The following is a 22,373-nucleotide window of genomic DNA, read 5'->3' on the forward strand; positions in this document are numbered from 1 at the left end:
ATAGTTTCGAATTGACCGTACATCTCATGACCTCTCATTATGCGCTACTTTCCGCAGGACGTCAAAAGAGCTTCCCGTCAGAGTGACAGGAAGCTCCACTTGCTTATTTTGCTGCGACTTTATCTTTTTTGATTTGTTTACTACGTAACTGTCCACATGCTGCATCGATGTCTGTCCCGTGCTCGAGACGAACACCACAGTTGAGACCGTTCTTTTTCAACGTATCGTAGAATGTCGAGATATCTTCTGACGTACTCCGTTGATATTGACCATGCTCATCAACCGGGTTGTACGGAATCAAGTTGACATACGTCAAGTGACGTTTGTCTTCGAATAATTTCGCAAGTTCGATTGCTTGTGCTTTTTGGTCATTGACTCCACGAAGTAAGATGTACTCGATCGTAATTTTACGATTCGTCGTCTTCACGTAATAATCGATGGCAGGCATCAATTTTTCGAGTGGAATCGCACGGTTGATTTTCATGATTTGTGTGCGCAACTCGTTGTTTGGTGCGTGCAATGAAATCGCCAAGTTCACTTGAAGTTTTAAATCTGCGAATTTGTAGATTTTATCAGCAAGACCACTTGTCGAAACAGTGATGTGACGTGCACCGATCGCAAGACCGTTGTGATCTTTGATGACGTTCAAGAAGTCGACCATGTTGTCGAAGTTATCAAACGGCTCACCGATACCCATGACGACGACGTGGCTGACACGTTCTTCTTTACCGACAGCATCGAGGTGATGTTGGACGTTCATGATTTGTTCGACGATTTCACCAGCTGACAAATCGCGGCTCTTCTTAATCAATCCACTCGCGCAGAAGCTGCAGCCGATGTTACAACCGACTTGTGTCGTCACACAGACAGAGAGTCCGTATTTGTGACGCATGAGGACTGTTTCAATCAAACTGCCGTCATACAACTTGAAGAGGAACTTGATTGTTCCGTCCGCTGATTCTTGTTTAACTGATTCTGTCATCGAGCCAATCGCAAAACTCTGATCTAACAACTCAAGGCAATCCTTGTTGACATTCGTCATTTCAGCGAAAGTAGTGACACGTTTACGATAAAGCCAATCCCAAACCTGCTTCGCACGGAACGGCTTGTGACCTTGATGCGATAACCAGTCTGTCATCTGCTCAATTGTTAATCCATAAATGGATGGTTTATTCATTAGTGAGACCTCATTTCTTTTTCCAGAACTATAACATTCCTTTATCTTAGTAAAAATCGGGCACTTACGCAACGTTCAAATCCTAAATGTTCACTTTCTGTAGATTTCGAAAGGCTGTTTCGCTTTGTTTTGTCAAAAAAATGCCTCAAATCGATAAATTCCGTTTTCGAAAACTGATAAAAGCAAAACTACTGAACATCAGACAGATTAGCACAAGTAGAAGGATGTGCAACAGTAAATGTTCTGTCCCCGCCAGCAATCGTCCCGTATCAAACAAACTGAAGATCGATCCATAACGCATCCAGTCCGTTTTTTCACTTAAGCCCGCTCCAATTGTCAAGACAATCGAGAAGACGAGGACACCGGCAGCGACGGAAAAGGCACGACGCTCATCGTCAAAGAGTGTCGTGATAAACAACGTGAAACCAGCAACCGCATACAGCAAAAACAAGGCATTGACTTGCAGTCGCAATAAAGTCATACCATCAATCGAGATACCAGACATCGTCCAGTCCGCCATCAGTAAAACGAGTCCATTCAATAGAATGAGACAGGTACTCGCAATCAGCATGACGATGAGCGCTGCTGCCGTATATTGAATCCGCGTGATCGGGGCTGCGAGATATAAAATCAATTCGCCATTGTCGATCGGACGGGCAAGTAACCGTGCCGCGAGGGACAACATATAAAACGTCGCAATGACTTGAAAAATCAAGCCGTAATAATTGCCGGCTAAGAGATCGAGCAGATTATTGAACGTCACCTTGTCATATTGGAATGCCTGTAACAATTCTTTTGGGAGAGCTTCGAGTTTTGCCTCGAGCAGACCGGTCTTCATCATCGATGGATACAAGGCGGCGAGCAACAATAAGTACAAACTGGTACCAAGTGAATAGGCAACGATCGGTTTGACGTTCTGCTTGAGTAAAGACCAGACGACCACGCTCATGATTCGTCACCCTCCCCGTAATAGTGCAAAAAGACATGCTCCAAATCATCAGCCGCCGTCTGAATCGAACGAATATCGTATGCAGTCAGAAGACGGAGAACTTGATTCAGTGTCAATTGGTCACTTGTCAAAAAGGAGACACGTTGTTGTTTTTGCGTCGCCCCGACTTGAATCTCAAATTGTTCCGCCTGTGCAGCAAGACCGAATTCGACCGTATACTGTTTCCGGCTCGACCGGATCAGTTCATGGATATCGGATTCAACGATGATTCGTCCGTCTTTTATCAACGCTGCCCGTTCGCACGACTTCTCCATCTCCGGGAAGTGGTGCGAACTCATCAAGATTGCTTTTCCGAGGCGACGTTCTTCCTCTAACCACGTCAGAAATCGTTCCTGCATCAGCGGATCAAGTCCACTCGTCGGCTCATCAAGGAGATAGACCGGTGCGTCCTTCATGAAACATCCGACGAGTGCGAGTTTTTGTTTTGTACCTTTAGACATCTTCCGCACCTTCGTTTTCGGATCGAACGGAAAGCGCTCAAGTAAATCCGCTTGACGCTTCCGGTCCCCACCATGCAATTGTTGCATCAACTGTAAGATGTGGTCTCCCGTAAAGTCTCCCGGCAAACTGATTTCTCCCGGCAGATAACCGACGAGTCGTTTCACTTCTTTTGTTTCAACCCAGCAATCAAATCCACCAATCGTCGCATGACCGGAGTCAGCAGCAATCAAGCCCATCAATTGACGAAGTGCCGTTGATTTCCCTGCCCCATTCGGACCAATGAAACCAAAGACCATTCCTGGCTCGACAGAAAAACTGACATCGAATATTCCTTTACCCGACGCGAACGCTTTCGTGACATGTTCGAGATGAATCACTTCAACCGCCTCATTTCTTTTTTAGGAAATGGCTACAGTTAGTTATACCCGTTCTGTCATCGTGTCGGACGTAGCGAATCGATAAATCACAAACCGTTCATCATGATTTTTTTCGAATAAATCGCGTAACCGGACTTCCTCGATTTGTTCGAACGCCGTCTGGTTCTCTAAAAAATACCGGTATTCATCTGCCGGATAATAAAGAATCAAATCGATGGTCCGGGGCGCCTGCTCGACCGACTGTAAGATGTGGTTGACGACCTTGATAAAAATTTGAACGGAAAAAGGGTTAAAAAAATAAAACTTTGTCGCTTCTACCGGAATCGGATAACTTTCTGCATAGACATGTTCAAATTGAAGACTCCCGCGCCGTTTTTTAACTCTTTTTAAGTAATTCATCTGATTCGTCAGTGCATCCTCATAAAACTGACCGTTCATCTCGATTCCGATGACAGAACAGTCAAACCGATCGTGGAGATAAAAGTTCAAGCGTCCCTTCCCGCACCCAAAATCAATCACCGTATCCTCAGGATGAAACGGATAGACCGCGCATAGCTCATCCAGGGCTGCATATGGGGTCGGTTCATAACGGTTATAGTGACTGAAGGCATTGTAGAGGTGCTGGACATCAATCGTTTTAATGTGGAGCCGCGTTTCATATTCTTGTTCATTCATAGTTCAACTTCCTTCTTTCAAGCATTGTTTTCTCCATCGTACTATACTAAAGAGGTACGTAATTCGATAAAAGGGGATGTTTTTATGATCGTCGTAACGAACCGGATTAAAGTCAAAAAAGGGATGGCTGCTGCACTAGCACCTCGCTTCACACGCCCGAGTGGTCTCGACTCGATGGACGGATTCATTCGTGTCGAAGTTCTATTAACGCAAAATATCGAAGAACATGACGAAATGAACGTTAACATGTACTGGGAAGACATGAAGCACTTCGAAGCATGGCGGAACAGTGATGACTTCAAGGAATCGCATAAGCGTCCTGCGCAGCAAGAAGGCGAGGCACAGGAGTCACCGATGCTCGGCAGTGAAATCATCACCTATGAAGTCGCTTCTGTAAAAGAAAGTACACGTTAATCGATACGACTTAAATCCCCGAATCCTTAAATCGATTCGGGGATTTAATTTTTCAAACGTTATTTTGCAATTAACCTCGCACAATATTTAACAAGGGTTAAATTGTATATCGTTCCATTTATTGTTATTATATGTCCAATACTAGAGAGAGAGGACATATTATGATTGATTCCTTAACGATTTTTGAACAAGTCATTCGAGATTTGCCTGTCGACCGGTCGTTGACACGAGAAGATATTTGTACAGAAGATTTTTTATTGCAAACGGAACATGAGTTATCGGTCTATTATTCCCCAATCGGTGACTACATCAATCCTTTCGCAAAAGTCATTATCGTCGGAATTACGCCAGGACTTGAACAGATGCGAATCGCGTTCGAAGAGATGGCCGATGCCTTACACCATGGTGTTTCGTTAGAGGAAGCGGCAAAAATCGCCAATTATTCAGCTAGCTTTTCCGGTGTGATGCGTCGAAATCTCGTAACGATGCTGGACGAACTTGATTTTGCAACAATGCTGTCGATTCCGACGACCGCTACTTTATTTAATGAACACCAGGAATTACTCCATGCGACCTCCATCTTAAAACATCCTGTTTTCTATCGCGGGAAAAACTACAGTGGTCATCAACCGAAGATAGATCGTATCCCTTTACTCCGACACTATGCGTATGAACACTTCGCAGCAGAATTGAATCAATTAAACGAACCTGCCCTGATTATTCCGCTCGGCCGAATCGTTGAAGCGACGGTTCGGACCTTACTTCATCAAGGACGGATTCGAAAACATTTTCTTTTATCGGGTTTTCCTCATCCCTCTGGTGCCAATGGCCATCGTAAACGTCAATTCGAAGACAACCGTTCCTACCTCAACCAACAATTGATTCACTACTTCACGCGTTCGGATTAAATCAAAAAAAGAGTCCCTGTCGTACCAGCTTCGCGCTGAGACGTCAGGGACTTCTTATCGACCGATATGCACAGATGTGAACACGAATTTGTCATACCGGTGCCGCGAAAATGAATATTCAAATGGTTTTCCGTTCCCTAAAAAAACGACTTGTTCCACTTCGATGACAGGATCGGTTTCGAGATTTCCAAGATATTTTTGATCCCATTCATTCGGTTTATCTGCACGGATCATTTTGTGCGAGCTCGTAATCGTATAACCAAGTTCTTCTTGAATATAGCGGTAAATCGATTGATCGAGAATCGCCTTCGTTAAACCTGTAATCAAGGAGGAAGGCATAAATGTATGCTCAATCACGTAAGCCTCTCCTTCGACGTAGCGGACACGTCTAATTTCATAGACCGGATCCGTTTGCTCAATCATCAAATGTCGTGCGACTTCCTTCTCCGGAAAGCGCACCTCAAATTGAAGTACTTCGCTTTTAACAGCCCGTTCCCCAAGCAATTTGGTCAATCCTTGCGATTCTTTGTTCAGAACGTTAATACGTCCTTGTGAAAAATTCGATGGTAAAATAAACGTCCCTTGTCCCCGTTGTCGGTAAATAATTCCTTCTAAGACGAGAATCTCAAGTGCTCTCTTCATCGTCATCCGGCTGACTTCGAATTCTTCTGCTAAGTTGATTTCGTCCGGCATCGCCTGATCGACATCATATCCCCCATTTAGGATTCGTTTGCGAAGTTCATCAGCAATTTTCTCATATTTCGGTTGTTTCTTTATAGACATGACTTCACCCCATGTATAGACATATAAAAATAATATAACAAAAAAAGATGATCAGGACTAGACATCCTAATCATCTTTTCAGTTATTTCGTAAATCCTTGCTCTTCAATCAATTGTTTGAACCAATGGCCGCTTTTCTTGACCGTTCGTTTTTGGGTCGCGAGATCGAGTCCGACAAAACCGTAACGGTTTTTATAGGCATTGCTCCAAGACCAGTTATCCATGAACGTCCATAAGTGATAACCTTTGACGTTTGATCCTTCCTTCAGCGCACGATGCATCCATTGCAAGTGAGAGGCGATGAAATCGATGCGATAATCGTCCTGAACACTGCCGTCCTCGTCCCGGTAACGTTCCTCCCCTTCTACACCCATTCCATTTTCAGAAACAAAACACTTGATGTTCCCGTAATTCTCTCGCAGGTTCGTCAAAATATCGTAAATTCCCTTTTCGTAGATTTCCCAGCCACGATATGGATTCATTTTTCTTCCCGGCATCTCGTAATAATCGAACAGATGCTCCGGCATGAAAGGTGCATCTGGATGCGGAAGGTGCTCTTTTACTTTGATGCGTCGTGGTTGATAGTAATTAATTCCGAGTAAATCAACGGTATTTTTCGCGATGAGTTCCAGGTCACCTTGAACGACCTCGGGCAAAGCACCTTGTTGTTCCAATAAATCGACCAATTCGGCCGGGAACGTTCCGAGTACGGAAGGATCCAAGAAGGAACGATTGAACAATACGTCGGCTACTTGGGCCGCTTTCACATCCCCAGCATTTTGGCTTCGAGGATAAGATGGCGTTAAATTCAAGATGATGCCAATTTCACCCGTCTGCTCTGTTTCTTTATAGGCCTGTATTGCAAGTGCACTCGATAAAATCGAATGATAGGCCACTTGAACGGCACGCTTGAAATCAACAACGTTCGGGTAGTGGAAGTCGTATAAATAGCCACCTTCTACCGGGACGATTGGCTCATTATGCGTAAACCATTTACTGACACGATCTCCGAATAGTGAAAAGCACGTTTTAGCATATTCTGTATAGGCGGTGACGACGGCACGACTTTCCCAGCCACCGATGTTTTGCAGTGCAAGCGGCATATCAAAGTGATATAGATTTACGAACGGTTCGATGTCCGCTGCAATCAATTCGTCAATCACACGATTATAGAAATCAATGGCAATCGGATTCATTTCCCCCTGCCCCTCAGGAAAAAGACGTGACCAGGAAATCGAGATTCGAAACGAGTTGTGTCCGAGTTCTTTCATCAACGCAATATCTTCTTCATAACGATAATAAAAATCAGAGGCTACCGTTGCATTTACACCATCGAAAAAGCGATTCGGTTCTTGTTCGTACCAATGATCCCAAATGTTCGGTCCTTTTCCCCCCTCAAATGCTGCCCCTTCCGTTTGTGTCGCTGAAGCTGCTGTTCCCCACCAAAAATCTGCAGGGAACGTATACTTTTGTTCTTTTGCCGTCGTAACTTCCGTTTGATTCATCTCATCCACGTCCTATCTCTATTTTTGAATTCAACCTACATGTTGATTTTCATCTCCGGCAACATTCGCTTCTTCTCGTTCTTTTTTCATATTCAAGCGGTCAATGAAGACTAGGAATGGGAACCACACTGCCATGATAATGGCGAAGTTGACGAGTTGTAACAATCCGCCCGCCAGTGAATTCGTTGCCATCATGCCACTGATAAACATCGGCACCGTCCAAGGCACAGCAACTCCTGTTGGCGGCGGAACGATTCCTGTCGACATCGCAAAATAAGTAACGGTTACGGTAATCAACGGTGCAAAAATCCAGGGAATCATGATGAGGGGGTTCATGACGATTGGTAACCCGAAAATGATTGGTTCATTGACGTTAAAGATTCCGGGTCCGATCGATAACTTACCGATTTGCTTCAACTGTTTTGAGCGCATGAAAAGGAGGATTGCGACGACGACAGCCAGTGTCGAACCGGAACCACCAATTCCAACTGTATAAATTTCAATGAATTGTTTACTGATGATATTCGGGAGTTCTCCATTCGCCGTATAGGCGTTTAAGTTTTCAAGTGACAAAGTGTTCCAGATCGGATCCATGACCGAATTGACGATAACTTGACCATGCAGGCCGAAAAACCAAAACAATTGAACAAAAAAGATGGCGATTAATGTCGGAACCAAACCGTTCCCAAGATTCACGAGTGGTTTTTGAACTAAATTAAAGATTAAATCGTGGAGATTCGTGTCTAAAAGCGAGGTGATAGCGATGTTAATGCCAAGGAAAATGGAAAGTGTTAAAAGTGCAGGCACAAGAGCTGAAAATGACTTAGCCACAGCAGTCGGCACACCAGCCGGCATTTTAATCGTCCAGTTTTTTTGAACGACAAATCGATAAATTTCTCCTGCTAAGAACCCTGTCATCATTGCAAGGAACATGCCTTTTGCACCGAGACGGTCAAGTGGAATGACATTTCCGACAGGATCAGCAACATTTTCGACTGCTACAAAGAAAGGTGTTAAAAGTAAAAAAGAAACAAGGGCGATTACACCACCAAAAACAGCTTCTACATCATAGCTTTTCGAAAGATAATATCCGATACCGAAGACGACGAATAGTGACATGATTCCCATCGTCGCCGAGGGGGCGTTTCCTAATGAAGTTTTAAAAGCATCCAATACTCCAGGCGACATAAATTTATCTAAGAATGGTAAATTCGCAATAACAACGATTAATGAACCGAACATCGTAATCGGAAAAGCGAGCATGAACGCGTCACGTAACGTCTGAAGATAGCGGCTATTGTTTAAATATGCCGCAATCGGCATCAGAAAACGACTCAACAAATCGAACCACTTACTATTACCAGCCATTTCAATCCCTCCTCTTATTTTTGAGAAAATTTATGTTCCATCATTTCAACTAATCCTGACGTCAAATCAAGCATCGTTTGTGTCGACATCAAATGATCTTCTGCATGCAAAAGCAGTAAAGACAATGTCGTCGGCTCACCGCTCGCTTCTTTTTGGACTTGACCGAAATGAATCTGGTGCGCTTCTTGCAACTGTTCTCGGGCATCTGTTAATAACCGCTCAAATGCCTCAAATGATTCTTCCTTGTACACTTCGATTGCTTCACGAATCGTACTTCGCGCATTTCCACTATGCAAAATCATCATGAATGCTACTTGTTCCATCGTCTGTTCATTTGTTTTCATTTCTTCACCCCATCAACTTAACGGCTTGTTCATAGGCCGCTTTTCCGTCGGCCATTCCGTACGCCATCATATCGATGACTTCGACTGGTTTATCTGTCGCTTGTTGAAATTTTGATAATAAAAAGCGCATTTGTGGACCAATCAATACAACATCTGCTCCATCCATTTCTTTTAAAGCTTGGTCTTGACCGACTGCCCAAATTGTCGCCTCTTCACCAAGTGATTGGGCATGTTCCTGCATCTTAGTGACTAGAATACTCGTCGACATTCCTGAACTACACGCCAACATGATTTTTTTCATTTCAACCATTCCTTCCGCGTTTTGGAATCGCTTACAACTTTGATTATACGGATTTTAACATCCATGTCTATACTTGATTTTTATTTTGTTGATTTTTATTTTGTTTATTTTTATTTTTAAAAAGTGTAGTGTTGTAATCGAAAACAACTTGGAGGAGGAACAATCATGGAAGAACTGATTTGTTTTGAGCCGATTTTACAGGAGCGGATATGGGGTGGATGTAAGCTTGGTGCATATGGATTTGATACGTTAGGCAAACAAAACATCGGTGAAGCTTGGACCTTGGCTGATCACCAAAACGGGCAAACCAAGGTGAATGCCGGACGTTTTTCCGGTGATGCACTACGGGATTTATGGTCAAATCACCCTGAAATCTTTGGGATGGACACAACGGAAGCTTTCCCTTTACTCATTAAGTGGATTGACGCTGCGGATGATTTATCCGTTCAAGTCCATCCTGACGATCATGATGCCTGTCGCCTAGAAGGACAGCCTTACGGGAAAAATGAATGCTGGTATATCGTCGATTGTCCGGCAGACGCCACCATTATTTATGGGCATGACTTCAAAACAAAAGCTGATTTGTTGCGCGCTGTCCGTGAAGACGATTTAACTTCCGGCTTAATTGATTTGCCTGTTTCACCCGGCGATTTTTTTTACGTTCCAGCAGGTACTGTTCATGCTTTAACCGAAGGGTGTCTTGTCATCGAAATCCAGCAGAACTCTGATACCACGTACCGGTTGTACGATTACGATCGAATTGACCATTCGACCAACAAACCGCGTCAACTCCACCTTAAAGAAGCACTCGAAGTCATTCAATTTCCTCATTTCCAGTACGAGGAGCCTTATGTACCGACCTCTTTTTGTTCAAGACTACTGACAACCAACGCCTATTTTTTTGTCGAGGAATGGGCCATCCATGACATGATTACGATTGCACCACGAACTTCCTTCCAAGTCATCACTATCATCAGTGGCACGCTGATCATCAACCAATTGCGTTATACCGCCGGAGACACGGTTCTGATTCCGGCAAAAGTAACTTGTACCGTTTCTGGAAAGGGGAAACTTCTATTGACTGGTCCAAATCCAACACCGAAACAACGACTTCACATCGGAATTGATCTTGGTGGGACTCACACGCGTGTTGCCGCAATCAATCAGCACCATGTCGTAAAACAATATCGATTTTTGACAGAGGCGGCTGCTGGCCCGGACTATACAATTAATCATTTAAGACAAGCCATCCAAAAGCTACTTGAAGAATTTGAAGTCGAACGAATTGGTATCGCAGCGCCTGGTCCGCTTGATGCAGCAACGGGTCGGCTATTGTCACCTCCGAACCTGCCGGGTTGGGACGATGTAAATTTGGTTCGCCCGTTAGAAGAGTTCTTCAACATCCCGGTTTCCCTTGAAAATGATGCAAATGCCGCCGCGCTCGGCGAAGCATTGTTCGGGGCAGGACAAGACTATACATCCATCTATTACATGACAGTCAGTACAGGAATCGGTGGTGGATATGTCTATCAAAAGACGTTGATTCGAGGCGCACACGGATATGCTGGTGAAATCGGAAATACGATCATCGATGCTTCTGGACCGGAACATCACGTCTTGAACAAAGGCTCACTCGAAGGATTAGCAAGCGGTACGGCTCTTCAGACGCGGGCTGATTCATTAAATGAATCTTCTATTGCACAACTTCTTGGCAATACACAGGAAAGGCTTCGTTTCGTAAATCATTTAGCAACAGGCGTAGCGAACATCATTCACACACTTGATCCGGAAGCCGTCATCATCGGTGGCGGTGTTACGGCTTCCGCCGATTTATTTTGGGAAGAGCTCTTACAAGCCGTCAATGCCCGTCTCTACCCGACGTTACGTCAAAAAACAATCATTCGCTTAGCTGCATTGGAAGGAAATGCCGGTGTCATCGGTGCTGCCCATTTAAATCGGATGAACGCCGAATAACTTCATTGTTCCTTTTGAACAGACTTTACTACTTTTTTTAAAAACAGACTTGAAACTTTTTTCTGAAATATGATAAGGTTTTCTTATTAAAAGAATATGACTATTCTATCGATGAGGTAGAGGCGCGGTCTTAATGAGTATTTGATCTGAGGATGACAACGAGGACGATCAAGGAAAGGTAATGCTGCCGAAGTATCGTCAAGTGTCTGACTTGATGGTACTGGTCGAATTGGGAAATACCCGTTCGATTGCCATACGTGTTTTGTATGGAGCGCTCCAATTCGGCTAAGAAAGACGCATCCAGCAAGGGTGTCGGCTTTGTTGCCGGTGCCCTTGCTTTTTTATATGCAATGGGTCTCATCTTCTAAAAAAAGAGGAGGAACCACACAATGGTCAATTATTCAGATTCAATCGTTGCGCTCATTCCAGCTGTCATTGCAATCGCACTTGCAATCGTGACGCGCAAAGTCGTTATTTCACTTGGTGTCGGTATTTTGATTGGTGCTTTATTGCTGCATAGCTTTAATCCAATCGATACGGTCGTCTATCTCGGCAAAAACATCTTTAGTCTATTTTGGGCGGATGGGGCGTTAAATGAATGGAACGTCTTATTACTCATCTTCTTACTATTACTCGGTGTTCTATCGACGCTTATCCAAACATCGGGCGGTGCACATGCCTTCGGTGAATGGGCAACAACACACGTCAAGACAGCGCGCGGCGCTCGCCTCGCAGCATTTGGTTTAGGTATTTTAATCTTCATCGATGATTACTTCAACAGTCTTGCTGTCGGGAATGTCAGTCGTCCGTTAACGGACCGTCGTGGCGTCTCGCGGGCAAAACTTGCGTATATTATTGACTCGACGGCTGCTCCAGTCTGTGTCATCAGCCCGCTTTCAAGTTGGGGAGCGTTCATCATCTCGATCATCGCTGGTATCTTAACGACACATTCGATTACGGAGTATTCCGCATTCAGTGCTTTCATGATGATCGTGCCACTCAACTTCTATGCGATTTTCGCTCTATTGCTGACGCTTTACATCGCGTACACAGGGATTGCGGTCGGACCGATGCGGACGCATGAACTTCGTGCATTAAAAGGTGAACTTTTCGATGCAAGTAAAGGAACACCGATGGGGATGGCAGAGGAAGTCAAAGAACACGAAGGTGGAAAAGTACGTGACCTCGTCGTTCCGATTATCGTTCTCGTCATTGCAACAGTTTCCGCATTACTCTTTACCGGTGCTCAGGCACTCGCTGCTGACAATCGTGCATTTACGTTGATTGGTGCATTTGAAGCGACAGACGTAACACGTTCACTCGTTGCTGGTGTCGTCATCAGTTTAGTCGTTGCTTTCCTGATGTTGATTGGTCGGAAAATCCCGGCGCGCGAATACGGACACAGCATCTGGGCTGGGATGAAATCCATGTGGCCTGCTGTCGTCATCTTATTATTCGCTTGGACAATCATCGCTGTTATCGGTGACATGAAAACAGGTGAGTACTTAGCAAGCTTCGTCAGTAAGTCGATTTCTGCTTCGTACCTCCCCTTCTTATTGTTCTTGATTGCAAGCTTAATGGCATTCTCGACAGGTACAAGTTGGGGAACATTCGGTATCATGCTGCCGATCGGTGCTGACCTCATCATGGCGGTCGAACCGAATCTCTTACTTCCGACGCTCGCTGCCGTTCTTGCCGGATCCGTCTTCGGAGACCACTGTTCACCAATTTCCGATACGACGATTCTCAGTTCGACAGGTGCCGGTTCGCATCATATCGATCACGTCACGACACAACTTCCGTATGCGTTGGTTGGTGCAGCGACATCGGCAGTCGGCTACCTTGTGCTCGGTTTAACCGATTCATCAATCATCGGCTTCATCGGTGCACTTATCGCCTTCTTACTCGCACTCGTCGTCCTGAATGTCGTCTCGAAACGCGGCAAAGTACCAACTGAACTTCGCGCTGAATAATAAAAAAATAACGCTCAGCTTAGCCGAGACGAGAAAAAAAGAAGGGATTGCCATCTACGATGATGTGCAATCCCTTCTTTTAAGTTGTAGACAACATGGTATGAAGAAATAAAAAGCGTCTTGTTTCGTTGCTTTCCTCGGGCGAGGCGCAAGCCGTTGCTCCTTGATCCTCACGGACAACGAGCAGGGTCTTGCCTGCCTCTGAAAGTGCGTTAAAAACGCACTTTTCCCCGTAGGAGTCAACGAAACGTGATGCTTTTTAGGTAATACCGTGAGAGAAATACAGGAAAGCACGAACGAATTGCAATTCGATATCGCATGTTCACGCTTCATAAGCGTTTGTCTACACGCTGAAGCGATCATTCTTACACCATCAAGGCACACACTTCATTTGCAAACGCAACTGGATCTTCGATTGGCAAGCCTTCCATGAGCAACGCTTGTTGGTACATTAATTTCGTATAGCGTTCAAATTTCGTACGGTCTTCTTTAAAGGCCGTTTCAATGGCTTGGAAGACGTCATGCGACGTGTTCAACTCTAAAATTTTCACGGCTGAAACATCTTGGTTGTTCGGCATCGATTTAAGAATTTTCTCCATTTCAATCGAAACGGCACCATCCGTCGCGAAGCAGACCGGATGTGATTTTAAGCGTGAAGAAGCTTTGACTTCTTTGACTTGCCCAGCAAGCACTTCTTGCATCGCTGTAAACATCTCGACTTGTGTTTCGGTCGTTTCTGCTTGATCCGCTTGCTCGATTCCAAGATCACTGCTCGTAACCGATTTAAATTCTTTTCCTTCATAGTTGAGCAACATTTGAATCGCGAACTCATCGATTTCTTCCGTAAAGTACAGAATGTCGAACCCTTTGTCTTTGACAAGCTCCGACTGTGGCAACTTATCTAAACGGTCCGTACTTTCCCCTGAAGCATAGTAAATGTATTTTTGATCTTCCGGCATCGCCGCGACGTATTCAGCGAGCGTGACCAGCTTCTTCTCTTTTGCCGAGTGGAACAGGACAAGATCTTTGACCGTCTCTTTATGCATGCCGTAATCATTGTAGATTCCAAACTTCAATTGACGACCAAAGGCTTGATAAAAGGCTTCATACTTCTCGCGATCGTCACGAAGCAGTCCTTCAAGTTGCGTCTTAATCTTACTTTGAATGTTTTTTGCAATCAATTTGAGTTGGCGGTCGTGCTGCAACAACTCACGTGAAATATTGAGTGACAAGTCTTCCGAGTCGACCATCCCTTTGACGAAGCTAAAGTGGTCCGGCAAGAGGTCACTGCATTTTTCCATGATCAAGACGCCGTTCGCATACAGTTCAAGACCTTTCTCGAACTCTTTCGAATAATAGTCGAAGGACGGTTGCTCCGGAATGAATAAAATCGATTGATAACGGACGGCACCATCTGCACTGATATGGATGTGCTTGACTGGTGTATCAAATCCATATCGTTTTTCTTGATAGAAGTTCGTGTAATCCTCGTCCGTCAACTCCCGTTTATTTTTCCGCCAAATCGGCACCATGCTGTTGATTGTCTTGACGACCTTCACTTCTTCCATCTCGTCCGATCCTTCAATCGGTTGACGTTCCGTCTCTTCCATCTCAATCGGATAGCGGATGAAGTCGGAATACTTTTTGACGATCGTCCGCAAACGATGCGTATCTAAATACTCATCATAATTTTCATCTTCTTCGTTCGCTTTGATGTGCAGCGTGATTTCCGTCCCGACTGTAGCTTTTTCGACTTCTTCAATCGTATAACCGTCGACACCGTGCGACTCCCACTTGTACGCTGTTTCGCTACCGAATGGTTTCGTGATGACCGTGACCACATCCGCGACCATGAATGCCGAATAAAAGCCGACACCGAACTGTCCGATGATGTCGTGTCCGTCTTGCGCGGCATTCTCCGCCTTAAAGGCAAGTGACCCACTCTTCGCGATTGTTCCGAGATTCGCTTCGAGCTCCTCTTTTGTCATCCCGATTCCCGTATCACGAATGACGAGCTGTCGTGTCGTTTGATTCGGTTCAATCGTAATCTTATAGGCATCCTTTTCGAACGTCAGCGTCTCGTCCGTCAATGCTTTGTAATAAATCTTGTCTATCGCGTCACTAGCGTTCGAAATCAACTCACGTAAAAAGATTTCCTTATGTGTATAGATGGAATGAATCATCATTTCGAGTAAACGTTTCGACTCTGCCTTGAACTGTTTCGTTTCCATTTCCGATGCCCCCTAGTTCTTTTTTAGCACTCTAACAACAAGAGTGCTAATACAAATCTATTATTACGGATTGGAAAAATAGTGTCAATCCCCTTCTTCGAGTCGGCTGCGGATATATTTTCCGATTTTACGTAAGCTTTCCGCCGACCCGTATGTGCCATGACTGACACCATGGCAGTCCGGCCGATTCCCGAGTCCGATGAACTGCTCACTCGGTTTAAAGTGAAGACCGATGATTGGAACGGAAAATTGTTCCGAAGACCCGAGTTCGACGACGGCATCCGGATACCCCGGGACCGGCTCGGGTGCTTGCCATGTAGCCGTCTGATCGATTGTCCGGTAACGTTCCGTATGTTCCCGTCCGAGAAGAATAATTCCGCGTAACGAAAAAAGACGAATCAATTTCAAAAGGAACGTCTGACCAAATACGGTTTCTTCCAGTTCATGTCGCTGAGCAATCGTTCCCATGTAACGTTTCGTCGGAAATGGAAAAAAATCCGCATGGATGACCGGCTCTCCGGTTCCGTAAAAAGAAGCTTCGAATCCATTTAGAAAACCTTCCAATTTTCCTCCCCCCTCCCGTCCGAACCACGATTTATAAATGTCCGGCTGTTTGAAATAACGATTATAGGAATCAATCATTTGATTAAATCGTTGGTCCGTCCGGTACTCCGTAAGCGGCGCATCGACTTCTCTTAGGACGAATGGTCCTGTCGTCTCATAGCGTAACGTGCCATCCCGGTTCAAAAACTGGCCTGCCGACGGATTCGTCGCAATCGTAAGCCAGCTACGCTCGCTTACGTCACCAAACCATAAGACCGGTGTCGTCCGGTCAATCAACTCATCCTTAAATACATCATTCTCTAACTCGATTTGGTACAGAATCGCTTCATCGAGTAATTTTTTTGCATATTCACGTTGTTCGGATGTCAGCGTTCTCATTCCTTTCCTGTCAGGTTTTCACTTTTTATCTGTTCCCGTTCTCGCAAGAGGCTAGACAGTTCGATTGGTTTATCCTCCAAGGTCGAGGGAATCATTCATAAGGTGAACAACATTCGGAGCAAGAGTACTTAGAAGGAGGAAATTACACATGGGTCGATTAGAGAATAAAGTAGCAGTCATTACAGGTTCAGCTACAGGAATTGGCCAAGCAACGGCACTCGTCTTTGCCGAACAAGGGGCGAAAGTCGTCTGTGCTGACGTCAATCTTGAAAAAGCACAGGAGACGGTCGAAAAAATCAAACAGGCTGGTGGACAAGCGGAAGCGATTCACGTCGACGTCACGCAAGTCGATAGTGTCGAACAGCTCGCGACACAGCTGAAAGACACGTACGGAACGATTGACGTTCTGTTCAACAATGCCGGGATTGATCAGCAAGGCGGAAAAGTCCATGAATATCCGATTGAACTGTTTGACCAAATCATCGCGGTCGACTTACGTGGTACATTCTTGACGAGTAAATTCTTGATTCCTTTAATGCTTGAGAAGGGCGGATCGATCATCAATACGTCATCGATGTCAGGTCGCGCTGCCGACTTAAACCGCTCAGGTTACAATGCAGCAAAAGGTGGAATCACGAACTTTACACGGGCGATGGCAATCGATTATGCGCGTGAGGGCATTCGTGTCAACTCGCTCTCACCAGGTACGATCGAAACACCACTCATCGACACGCTCGTCGGTGGAAAAGACGAAGACCAAGGAAAACAATTCCGTGATGCCAATGCATGGATCACACCAATGGGTCGTCTCGGGAAACCACGTGAGATGGCAACGGTTGCCCTCTTCCTCGCTTCCGACGACAGCTCTTACGTGACAGGTGAAGACATCACAGCAGACGGCGGGATCATGGCCTACACATGGCCTGGCGAGATGTTGATTGATGATAAATGGAAGACGGATGCTGAATAACGATCCATTTGACGCATGAAACATCGCAACATCTAAATAAAGAGGAGGACGATTTCGAATCGTCCTCCTCTTTTTCGTATGTCCTTCGACTTATTAAATCAACAATCTGCGCCTTTTGACCACAGTCCTTTGACGCATCCTCTTAAAAACGGACCATTTGATTCTAAGAAATACCGCGATTTTAAATTTTCTCCTCGCTTGTTTATCTCTCGGATAGCTTTTTTTCGGGGAATACTCTAGTGAATGTAAATCAAGGAGGAATCAGCATGACGCAACAACAACAAATCGAATCACTGCAACACTGCCTGCAAATTCCGAGTGTCAATCCGCTCGACGGGGAACGAGACGTCGCGACTTTTGTCTATGACTACTTGACCACTCACGAAATCGAAACCGAATGGATTGAGGTCGCGCCAAAACGAATCTGTCTCGTCGCGACCCTTCCGGCAAGCGAGGTAGCCACCGAACCAAAAACAATCGGTTTCTCGGGTCATCTTGATACCGTACCTGTCCAAACGACCGGTTGGACAAAACAACCTTTTGGTGGTGAAATCAGCGACGGACGGATTTACGGTCGCGGGGCATCCGATATGAAGTCTGGTGTGATGGCAATGGTCAATGCGATGATTGAGTTAAAGGACTGTGCGGACCGCCCGAATCATCTCAAACTACTTATTACATCTGATGAAGAAAATGGTATGACAGGCGCGAAGTATTTGACGGAACGTGGTGACGCCGACGATTTAGATGCGCTGTTGATCACGGAGCCGACAAGCGGAATGATTGGGTATGCTCAAAAAGGTGTCGTCGGAATCGAAGTGACGTGCGTCGGTAAAGGGGCTCATAGTTCCGCGCCGCAACTCGGAAAAAATGCCATCGATGATCTGTATCGTGTCATTCAGGAAGTGAAGTCGGACCGTTTCACGATCACCGACAATCGCCACCCGCAACTCGGTCCTGTCGTCGCCTCGATCACGTCGATCCAAGGCGGAGAAGGTCCGAATGTCATCCCGAGTAACGCTTCCTTTTACATGGATATCCGGACGATTCCCGGATTCGGACGCCCCGAGATTTTAGAAGCTTTTGCGCAGATCGAACAACAGCTACGTAAGGAAGATCCGACGTTCGTGATGACCGTGCGTGTCATCAAAGAGATTCCTTCATGTGAGACGGATGCGAATGCACCGTTCCTCGAAACGGTTGCACGACATATGGAAACCATCACGGGTCATCCGGCGCGGCGCGTTGCGATTCCGGGTGGGACGGACGGAGCCATGTTCAGCCAAGCCAACCGGACCTTCCCGATTGCCGTCGCTTCGTTCCACGACTTCCGTCTCGCCCATCAAGTCGATGAATCGATTCCCTTGTCGGAGTATTTCCAGACGATTGCGTTATGTAAGCAACTCGCACTTGAACCCCTAGCCTGAACGAAAAAAACCGCTCAAGCCTTCTCTTTCGAAGACTCGAGCGGTTTTTACGTATAGACTCCGATACTCGCAAGCGCTTGTCCGAGATAACTCTGATCACTTTGCAACGCTATTGTCTGTTGACCCTTCCATCCGATTTCAATCGTGACGTGACCGAGACGATGATAGGTCAACGTCATGTGAAAATCTGCTTGCGTATAGGTCGCAGATCCACGAAGTTGCTCATGGACCGTTAAAAAATCATGCGCAAAGGAATCATACTCAGCGAACGACATATTTAATCGATGACTGGTCTGGTTGTCCGATTGCGATAGGACGACATCGATTTCCAGTATTTCTTCCAGACGATTGACCCGTAAAATACGCCATTCGACCTTCCCTTCATAACCAATAAAGTAAATACTATGGACCTTCATCACGCTCACCTCGATTCTTATTGAGTGGATCGACATAAAATCGGGAAAAGAAGAACTAAAATCATAAATATCAATAGGTGTTTTCAGAAAGGAGCCGCCATATGACTTACAAACAAAAAACGCAACCCAACACAAACAGTGTGACTGAATTTTTAAATCAAATCGAATCCCCTGCAAGGCGCGCAGATTGTCAGGTATTACTTCAGCTATTTGAAAAAACGACGAACGCTCCACCTGTCATGTGGGGAGAATCAATGATCGGATTTGGTCACTATCATTATAAATACGCCTCCGGACATGAAGGAGATGCCTTTCTCGTCGGTTTTTCACCTCGCAAAGCAAACATTAGTCTTTATTTCGCTCCCGGGGCTGATCGTGAGGCATTGCTCGCCAAGTTAGGTAAACACAAAAGTGGAAAGGCATGCGTCTATATCAATACGGTAGCAGATGTCGATCTGACTGTCATCGAATCCCTTATCGTCGAGTCTATGACTTTTTTACGTACTACGTATCCTGATTAAGAAAAACAATCCGCTCTTCTTTCTTAAGCAATTGAAAGAAGAGCGGATTGTTTAGTGACCGCTATCGATTGTATCGATGTGACGGATGTGCTTAAGATTGACCCCGATGATGACGACAGAGAGTAAGACAAATCCGCTCCCGACGTAAAACGGCAAGTTTGCGTTAAAGATTTCAGCCAATTTACCGGCCATGAATGGCGCGATGGCTGCCCCAAGGAAACGTAAAAAGCTGTATGCAGCAGATGCGGTCGAACGTTCGACCGGTGCCGCGTCCATGACGGCTGTCGTAATGAGTGTGTTGTTATTACCAAGTACCGCCCCGGCAAGAATCACACAGACGATGACGACAGCTGGTGTTTCCGTAAAGATCCCCATCAATAGTAAGAGAACGGCGAACAGTAACAGCATCAATACCATCGCTTTAATCGTTCCAAGCCATTGTTTTAACTTCGGCGCTGTCAAGACAGACGTGATTGCGAGCAACATCCCCCAACCCAGGAAGACGAAACCGAGACCTTGTGCCGGCAGTTTCATGACGAACGGCGCATAGGCCATGATTGTAAAGAAACCGACGTTATAAAGTGCTGCAACAATCCCAAGTGTCAAGAGCGACCGGTGTTTCATCGCTTGGAAAGGTGCGAGCAAGGAAATCTTTTGCCGTGGTGCCGTCGTTGTTGCGACCGGTTTCGGCATCAAGAACAACAGGACAAGGAAGGCGATGACCATGATTGTCGCGACACCCATGAAAGGTGCGCGCCATGTGATCGAACCGAGTGTCCCTCCGAGAAGCGGCCCAATTGAAATCCCGAGACCGACAGCTGCTTCATATAAGATGATTGCTTTTGCTGTCCCGCCTGACGAAAGGGAGACGATGGCCGCAAGTGCCGTTGCGACGAACAAGGCATTCCCAAGCCCCCAGCCGCCACGTAAGGCGACAAGCGTCCAAATGCTATCGGCTTGCGCTGCAAATCCAGCGACGAGCGCGATGACGGCAATTCCTAACATCAATGTTCCCTTTTGACCGATCCGTGATGAAATCGCACCTGTGATCAGCATCGCGAATGCCATGACGGCATTATAACTTGTAAATAAGAGCGTGACTTCACTTTTTGAGGCTTCTAAATTATCGGCGATCGTTGGTAAAACCGGGTTGACGAGCCCCATCCCCATGAATGCCGTGATACTCGCAAAAAATACTGCCCACACGGCAATCGGTTGGTGGAATAATCCATGCTTGCTTTCTTCTAACACCGTTTCCGGCGCAAGCGTCGTTGTTTTATTGGCAAGTGCCATATTGTCCCTTCTTTCTCTTATAAGAACCGTTTAAAGGAGTGACGGATGACGTCGCCCCGACTGATGATTCCGACAAGCTTTCCTTGTTTTAAAATCGGTAATTTTTTAATCCGTTTCGAACCGAGCGTCGCTGCGATTTCTTCCATCTCCGTTTCAACATCTGCCGTGACGACTTTCCGGCGTGCCATCTCCATGACCGGACGGTTCAGAATGTGACGCACCCGCGCGTCATAATCTTCTTCATCCCCTTTGATGACATTTACATATAAAAACGTATCGACGATGATGTCTTTGTGCTTTCCAATCGCCCGCATGATGTCACCATCACTGATGTACCCAACGACTTCGCTCTCGTCATTGATGACGGGAACACCGCTGATTCCGGATTGGATGAAACGTTCGACGACATGGCGGATGACGTCTGTTTCGTGGACTGTGATCACTTCTTGTTTCATCGATTCATAAGCTTTCATCGGAATTCTCCTTTTGTGTGTGTTCTGAATAAATAAGTTGTATGATGCAATTAAATAACAAAAATGATTGTATAATACAACTAAAGGTCTGTCAAGTTTCTGAACTCTCATTGACAGGGGCTAAGTCGTTGCGTAATGATGGGAAACATGAAGCACTTAGGAAAAGAGGGGATTAACATGTCTGATCAGGCACTCGAAGTGATTGAACTAGAACTTGCGATTCTGATTCGTCGTTTGACGACAGCGACGGCCGATAACCGAAATTTGGATCGCGCGTCGTATTTGTTACTGCGTCAACTGTCCGAGTCTGGTCCAGTCGGGGTGAAGACATTGGCACGCGAATTGCAACTTGACGTCTCTACCGTCAGCCGGCAAGCGGCAGCGCTCGATCAAAAGAAATTGGTCGAAAAAGTACGCGATGAAGCAGATGGCCGTGCCTTCTTCTATCACATCACTTCATTCGGACAGGAAGAATTGACGATTTACCGGACGGCACGCCTCGCGAGCATCGAACGCTTACTGACAGACTGGTCAGGCGATGATACGGAAGCATTTGGACGCCTGCTCCAACAATTTAATCGTGAACTACGGGAACGTTAATTAAAAAGCTTCATCTCTTCTTTTTTAGGAGATGAAGCTTTTTCTATGACGGTTTGTCAAATTAAGTGCAACACTTCTTCCGTGAAGACCTCGTATGCAGTTTTCCAGTTGAGACATTTTCGCGGTCTCCCATTGATCCAGGCGAGCGCTTGAGCGAGTTCAGAACGACTGAGTAAGATGAACATAGCTCATAACGAATCCTCCGTTGAATTTTGTGTGGTAACTCTATTCTACACGAGGCCGTTATGGGTT

22 protein-coding genes, 1 pseudogene and 1 riboswitch are annotated in these 22,373 nt (G+C 45.7%); of the genes and pseudogenes, 8 read left to right on the forward strand and 15 right to left on the reverse strand.

From position 1 onward, the window contains the following. Positions 1-103: 103 nt before the first annotated feature. From rlmN to A0126_RS14555, 4 genes are all read right to left on the reverse strand, one after another. The gene (gene rlmN / locus A0126_RS14540; protein WP_088838241.1) at positions 104-1,177 is read right to left on the reverse strand and encodes a dual-specificity RNA methyltransferase RlmN; all 1,074 of its coding nucleotides are present in this window, start codon (positions 1,175-1,177) and stop codon (positions 104-106) included. Between the two features lie 145 nt (positions 1,178-1,322). Next, positions 1,323-2,126 carry an ABC transporter permease subunit gene (locus A0126_RS14545; protein ID WP_088838242.1) on the reverse strand — a complete coding sequence of 268 codons (804 nt, stop codon included), beginning with the start codon at positions 2,124-2,126 and terminating at the stop codon, positions 1,323-1,325. Then, the gene (locus tag A0126_RS14550; RefSeq protein WP_088838243.1) at positions 2,123-3,004 is read right to left on the reverse strand and encodes an ABC transporter ATP-binding protein; all 882 of its coding nucleotides are present in this window, start codon (positions 3,002-3,004) and stop codon (positions 2,123-2,125) included. The genes A0126_RS14545 and A0126_RS14550 overlap by 4 nt, the downstream gene beginning before the upstream one ends. A gap of 42 nt (positions 3,005-3,046) precedes the next feature. Further along, positions 3,047-3,679 (reverse strand): methyltransferase, encoded by a 633-nt coding sequence (locus A0126_RS14555; RefSeq protein ID WP_088838244.1) that lies wholly within the window; start codon positions 3,677-3,679, stop codon positions 3,047-3,049. An 84-nt stretch (positions 3,680-3,763) separates the two neighbouring features. On the opposite strand from A0126_RS14555, the gene A0126_RS14560 reads away from it, so the two are divergent. Together A0126_RS14560 and A0126_RS14565 are read left to right on the forward strand one after the other, a co-directional pair. Then, a complete protein-coding gene (locus A0126_RS14560; protein WP_029332105.1) occupies positions 3,764-4,093 on the forward strand; it encodes a heme oxygenase in 330 nt (109 codons plus the stop codon). Between the two features lie 161 nt (positions 4,094-4,254). Further along, entirely contained in the window at positions 4,255-5,001 is a 747-nt protein-coding gene (locus A0126_RS14565) for a uracil-DNA glycosylase family protein (protein ID WP_088838245.1), read from the forward strand. 54 nt (positions 5,002-5,055) lie between these two features. On the opposite strand, the gene A0126_RS14570 is transcribed toward A0126_RS14565, so the two are convergent. The 5 genes from A0126_RS14570 to A0126_RS14590 all read right to left on the reverse strand — a co-directional run bounded on the left by A0126_RS14570 (position 5,056) and on the right by A0126_RS14590 (position 9,301). Next, positions 5,056-5,784 carry a GntR family transcriptional regulator gene (locus A0126_RS14570; protein WP_088838246.1) on the reverse strand — a complete coding sequence of 243 codons (729 nt, stop codon included), beginning with the start codon at positions 5,782-5,784 and terminating at the stop codon, positions 5,056-5,058. A gap of 82 nt (positions 5,785-5,866) precedes the next feature. After that, a complete protein-coding gene (locus A0126_RS14575; protein WP_088838247.1) occupies positions 5,867-7,288 on the reverse strand; it encodes a glycoside hydrolase family 1 protein in 1,422 nt (473 codons plus the stop codon). Between the two features lie 30 nt (positions 7,289-7,318). Continuing rightward, positions 7,319-8,656, reverse strand: a complete 1,338-nt coding sequence (gene celB / locus A0126_RS14580; RefSeq protein ID WP_088838248.1) for a PTS cellobiose transporter subunit IIC — start codon at positions 8,654-8,656, stop codon at positions 7,319-7,321. A gap of 14 nt (positions 8,657-8,670) precedes the next feature. After that, a complete protein-coding gene (locus A0126_RS14585; protein ID WP_088838249.1) occupies positions 8,671-9,000 on the reverse strand; it encodes a PTS sugar transporter subunit IIA in 330 nt (109 codons plus the stop codon). Between the two features lie 4 nt (positions 9,001-9,004). Beyond that, a complete protein-coding gene (locus tag A0126_RS14590; RefSeq protein WP_088838250.1) occupies positions 9,005-9,301 on the reverse strand; it encodes a PTS sugar transporter subunit IIB in 297 nt (98 codons plus the stop codon). A 165-nt stretch (positions 9,302-9,466) separates the two neighbouring features. On the opposite strand from A0126_RS14590, the gene manA reads away from it, so the two are divergent. After that, the gene (gene manA, locus A0126_RS14595; RefSeq protein ID WP_088838251.1) at positions 9,467-11,275 is read left to right on the forward strand and encodes a mannose-6-phosphate isomerase, class I; all 1,809 of its coding nucleotides are present in this window, start codon (positions 9,467-9,469) and stop codon (positions 11,273-11,275) included. Positions 11,276-11,384: 109 nt separating this feature from the next. Further along, positions 11,385-11,560, forward strand: a riboswitch (Lysine riboswitch). Positions 11,561-11,664: 104 nt separating this feature from the next. Further along, entirely contained in the window at positions 11,665-13,248 is a 1,584-nt protein-coding gene (locus A0126_RS14600) for a Na+/H+ antiporter NhaC family protein (protein WP_088838252.1), read from the forward strand. 365 nt (positions 13,249-13,613) lie between these two features. On the opposite strand, the gene htpG is transcribed toward A0126_RS14600, so the two are convergent. Together htpG and A0126_RS14610 are read right to left on the reverse strand one after the other, a co-directional pair. Then, positions 13,614-15,479 carry a molecular chaperone HtpG gene (gene htpG, locus A0126_RS14605; protein WP_088838253.1) on the reverse strand — a complete coding sequence of 622 codons (1,866 nt, stop codon included), beginning with the start codon at positions 15,477-15,479 and terminating at the stop codon, positions 13,614-13,616. Between the two features lie 84 nt (positions 15,480-15,563). Further along, entirely contained in the window at positions 15,564-16,421 is an 858-nt protein-coding gene (locus A0126_RS14610; RefSeq protein WP_088838254.1) for a hypothetical protein, read from the reverse strand. Positions 16,422-16,569: 148 nt separating this feature from the next. On the opposite strand from A0126_RS14610, the gene A0126_RS14615 reads away from it, so the two are divergent. Continuing rightward, positions 16,570-17,391: an SDR family oxidoreductase gene (locus A0126_RS14615; RefSeq protein WP_088838255.1), complete on the forward strand. Its 822-nt coding sequence runs from the start codon at positions 16,570-16,572 to the stop codon at positions 17,389-17,391. 266 nt (positions 17,392-17,657) lie between these two features. Continuing rightward, the gene (locus A0126_RS14620; protein ID WP_088838256.1) at positions 17,658-18,818 is read left to right on the forward strand and encodes an ArgE/DapE family deacylase; all 1,161 of its coding nucleotides are present in this window, start codon (positions 17,658-17,660) and stop codon (positions 18,816-18,818) included. A gap of 47 nt (positions 18,819-18,865) precedes the next feature. Here the strand turns inward: A0126_RS14620 and A0126_RS14625 are convergent, their stop codons facing one another. Next, the gene (locus A0126_RS14625) at positions 18,866-19,234 is read right to left on the reverse strand and encodes a hypothetical protein (RefSeq protein WP_088838257.1); all 369 of its coding nucleotides are present in this window, start codon (positions 19,232-19,234) and stop codon (positions 18,866-18,868) included. Positions 19,235-19,335: 101 nt separating this feature from the next. On the opposite strand from A0126_RS14625, the gene A0126_RS14630 reads away from it, so the two are divergent. Continuing rightward, positions 19,336-19,755, forward strand: coding sequence for a DUF1801 domain-containing protein (locus tag A0126_RS14630; RefSeq protein ID WP_088838258.1), 420 nt, complete (start codon positions 19,336-19,338; stop codon positions 19,753-19,755). Between the two features lie 51 nt (positions 19,756-19,806). Here A0126_RS14630 and A0126_RS14635 read toward each other — a convergent pair whose 3' ends face one another. Both A0126_RS14635 and A0126_RS14640 read right to left on the reverse strand, forming a co-directional pair. After that, on the reverse strand, positions 19,807-21,048 hold the full coding sequence (locus A0126_RS14635) for an MFS transporter (protein ID WP_088838259.1): 1,242 nt from the start codon (positions 21,046-21,048) through the stop codon (positions 19,807-19,809). 17 nt (positions 21,049-21,065) lie between these two features. After that, positions 21,066-21,521: a CBS domain-containing protein gene (locus A0126_RS14640; protein WP_088838260.1), complete on the reverse strand. Its 456-nt coding sequence runs from the start codon at positions 21,519-21,521 to the stop codon at positions 21,066-21,068. Positions 21,522-21,698: 177 nt separating this feature from the next. Here A0126_RS14640 and A0126_RS14645 point away from each other — a divergent pair, with 177 nt between their 5' ends. Then, complete coding sequence (locus A0126_RS14645) at positions 21,699-22,121, forward strand: MarR family winged helix-turn-helix transcriptional regulator (protein ID WP_088838261.1); 423 nt, start codon at positions 21,699-21,701, stop codon at positions 22,119-22,121. A 56-nt stretch (positions 22,122-22,177) separates the two neighbouring features. Here the strand turns inward: A0126_RS14645 and A0126_RS19570 are convergent. After that, positions 22,178-22,279: pseudogene (locus A0126_RS19570) on the reverse strand (IS30 family transposase); the annotation flags it as partial. Positions 22,280-22,373 lie beyond the last annotated feature (94 nt).

The organism is Exiguobacterium sp. N4-1P (genome assembly GCF_002214325.1).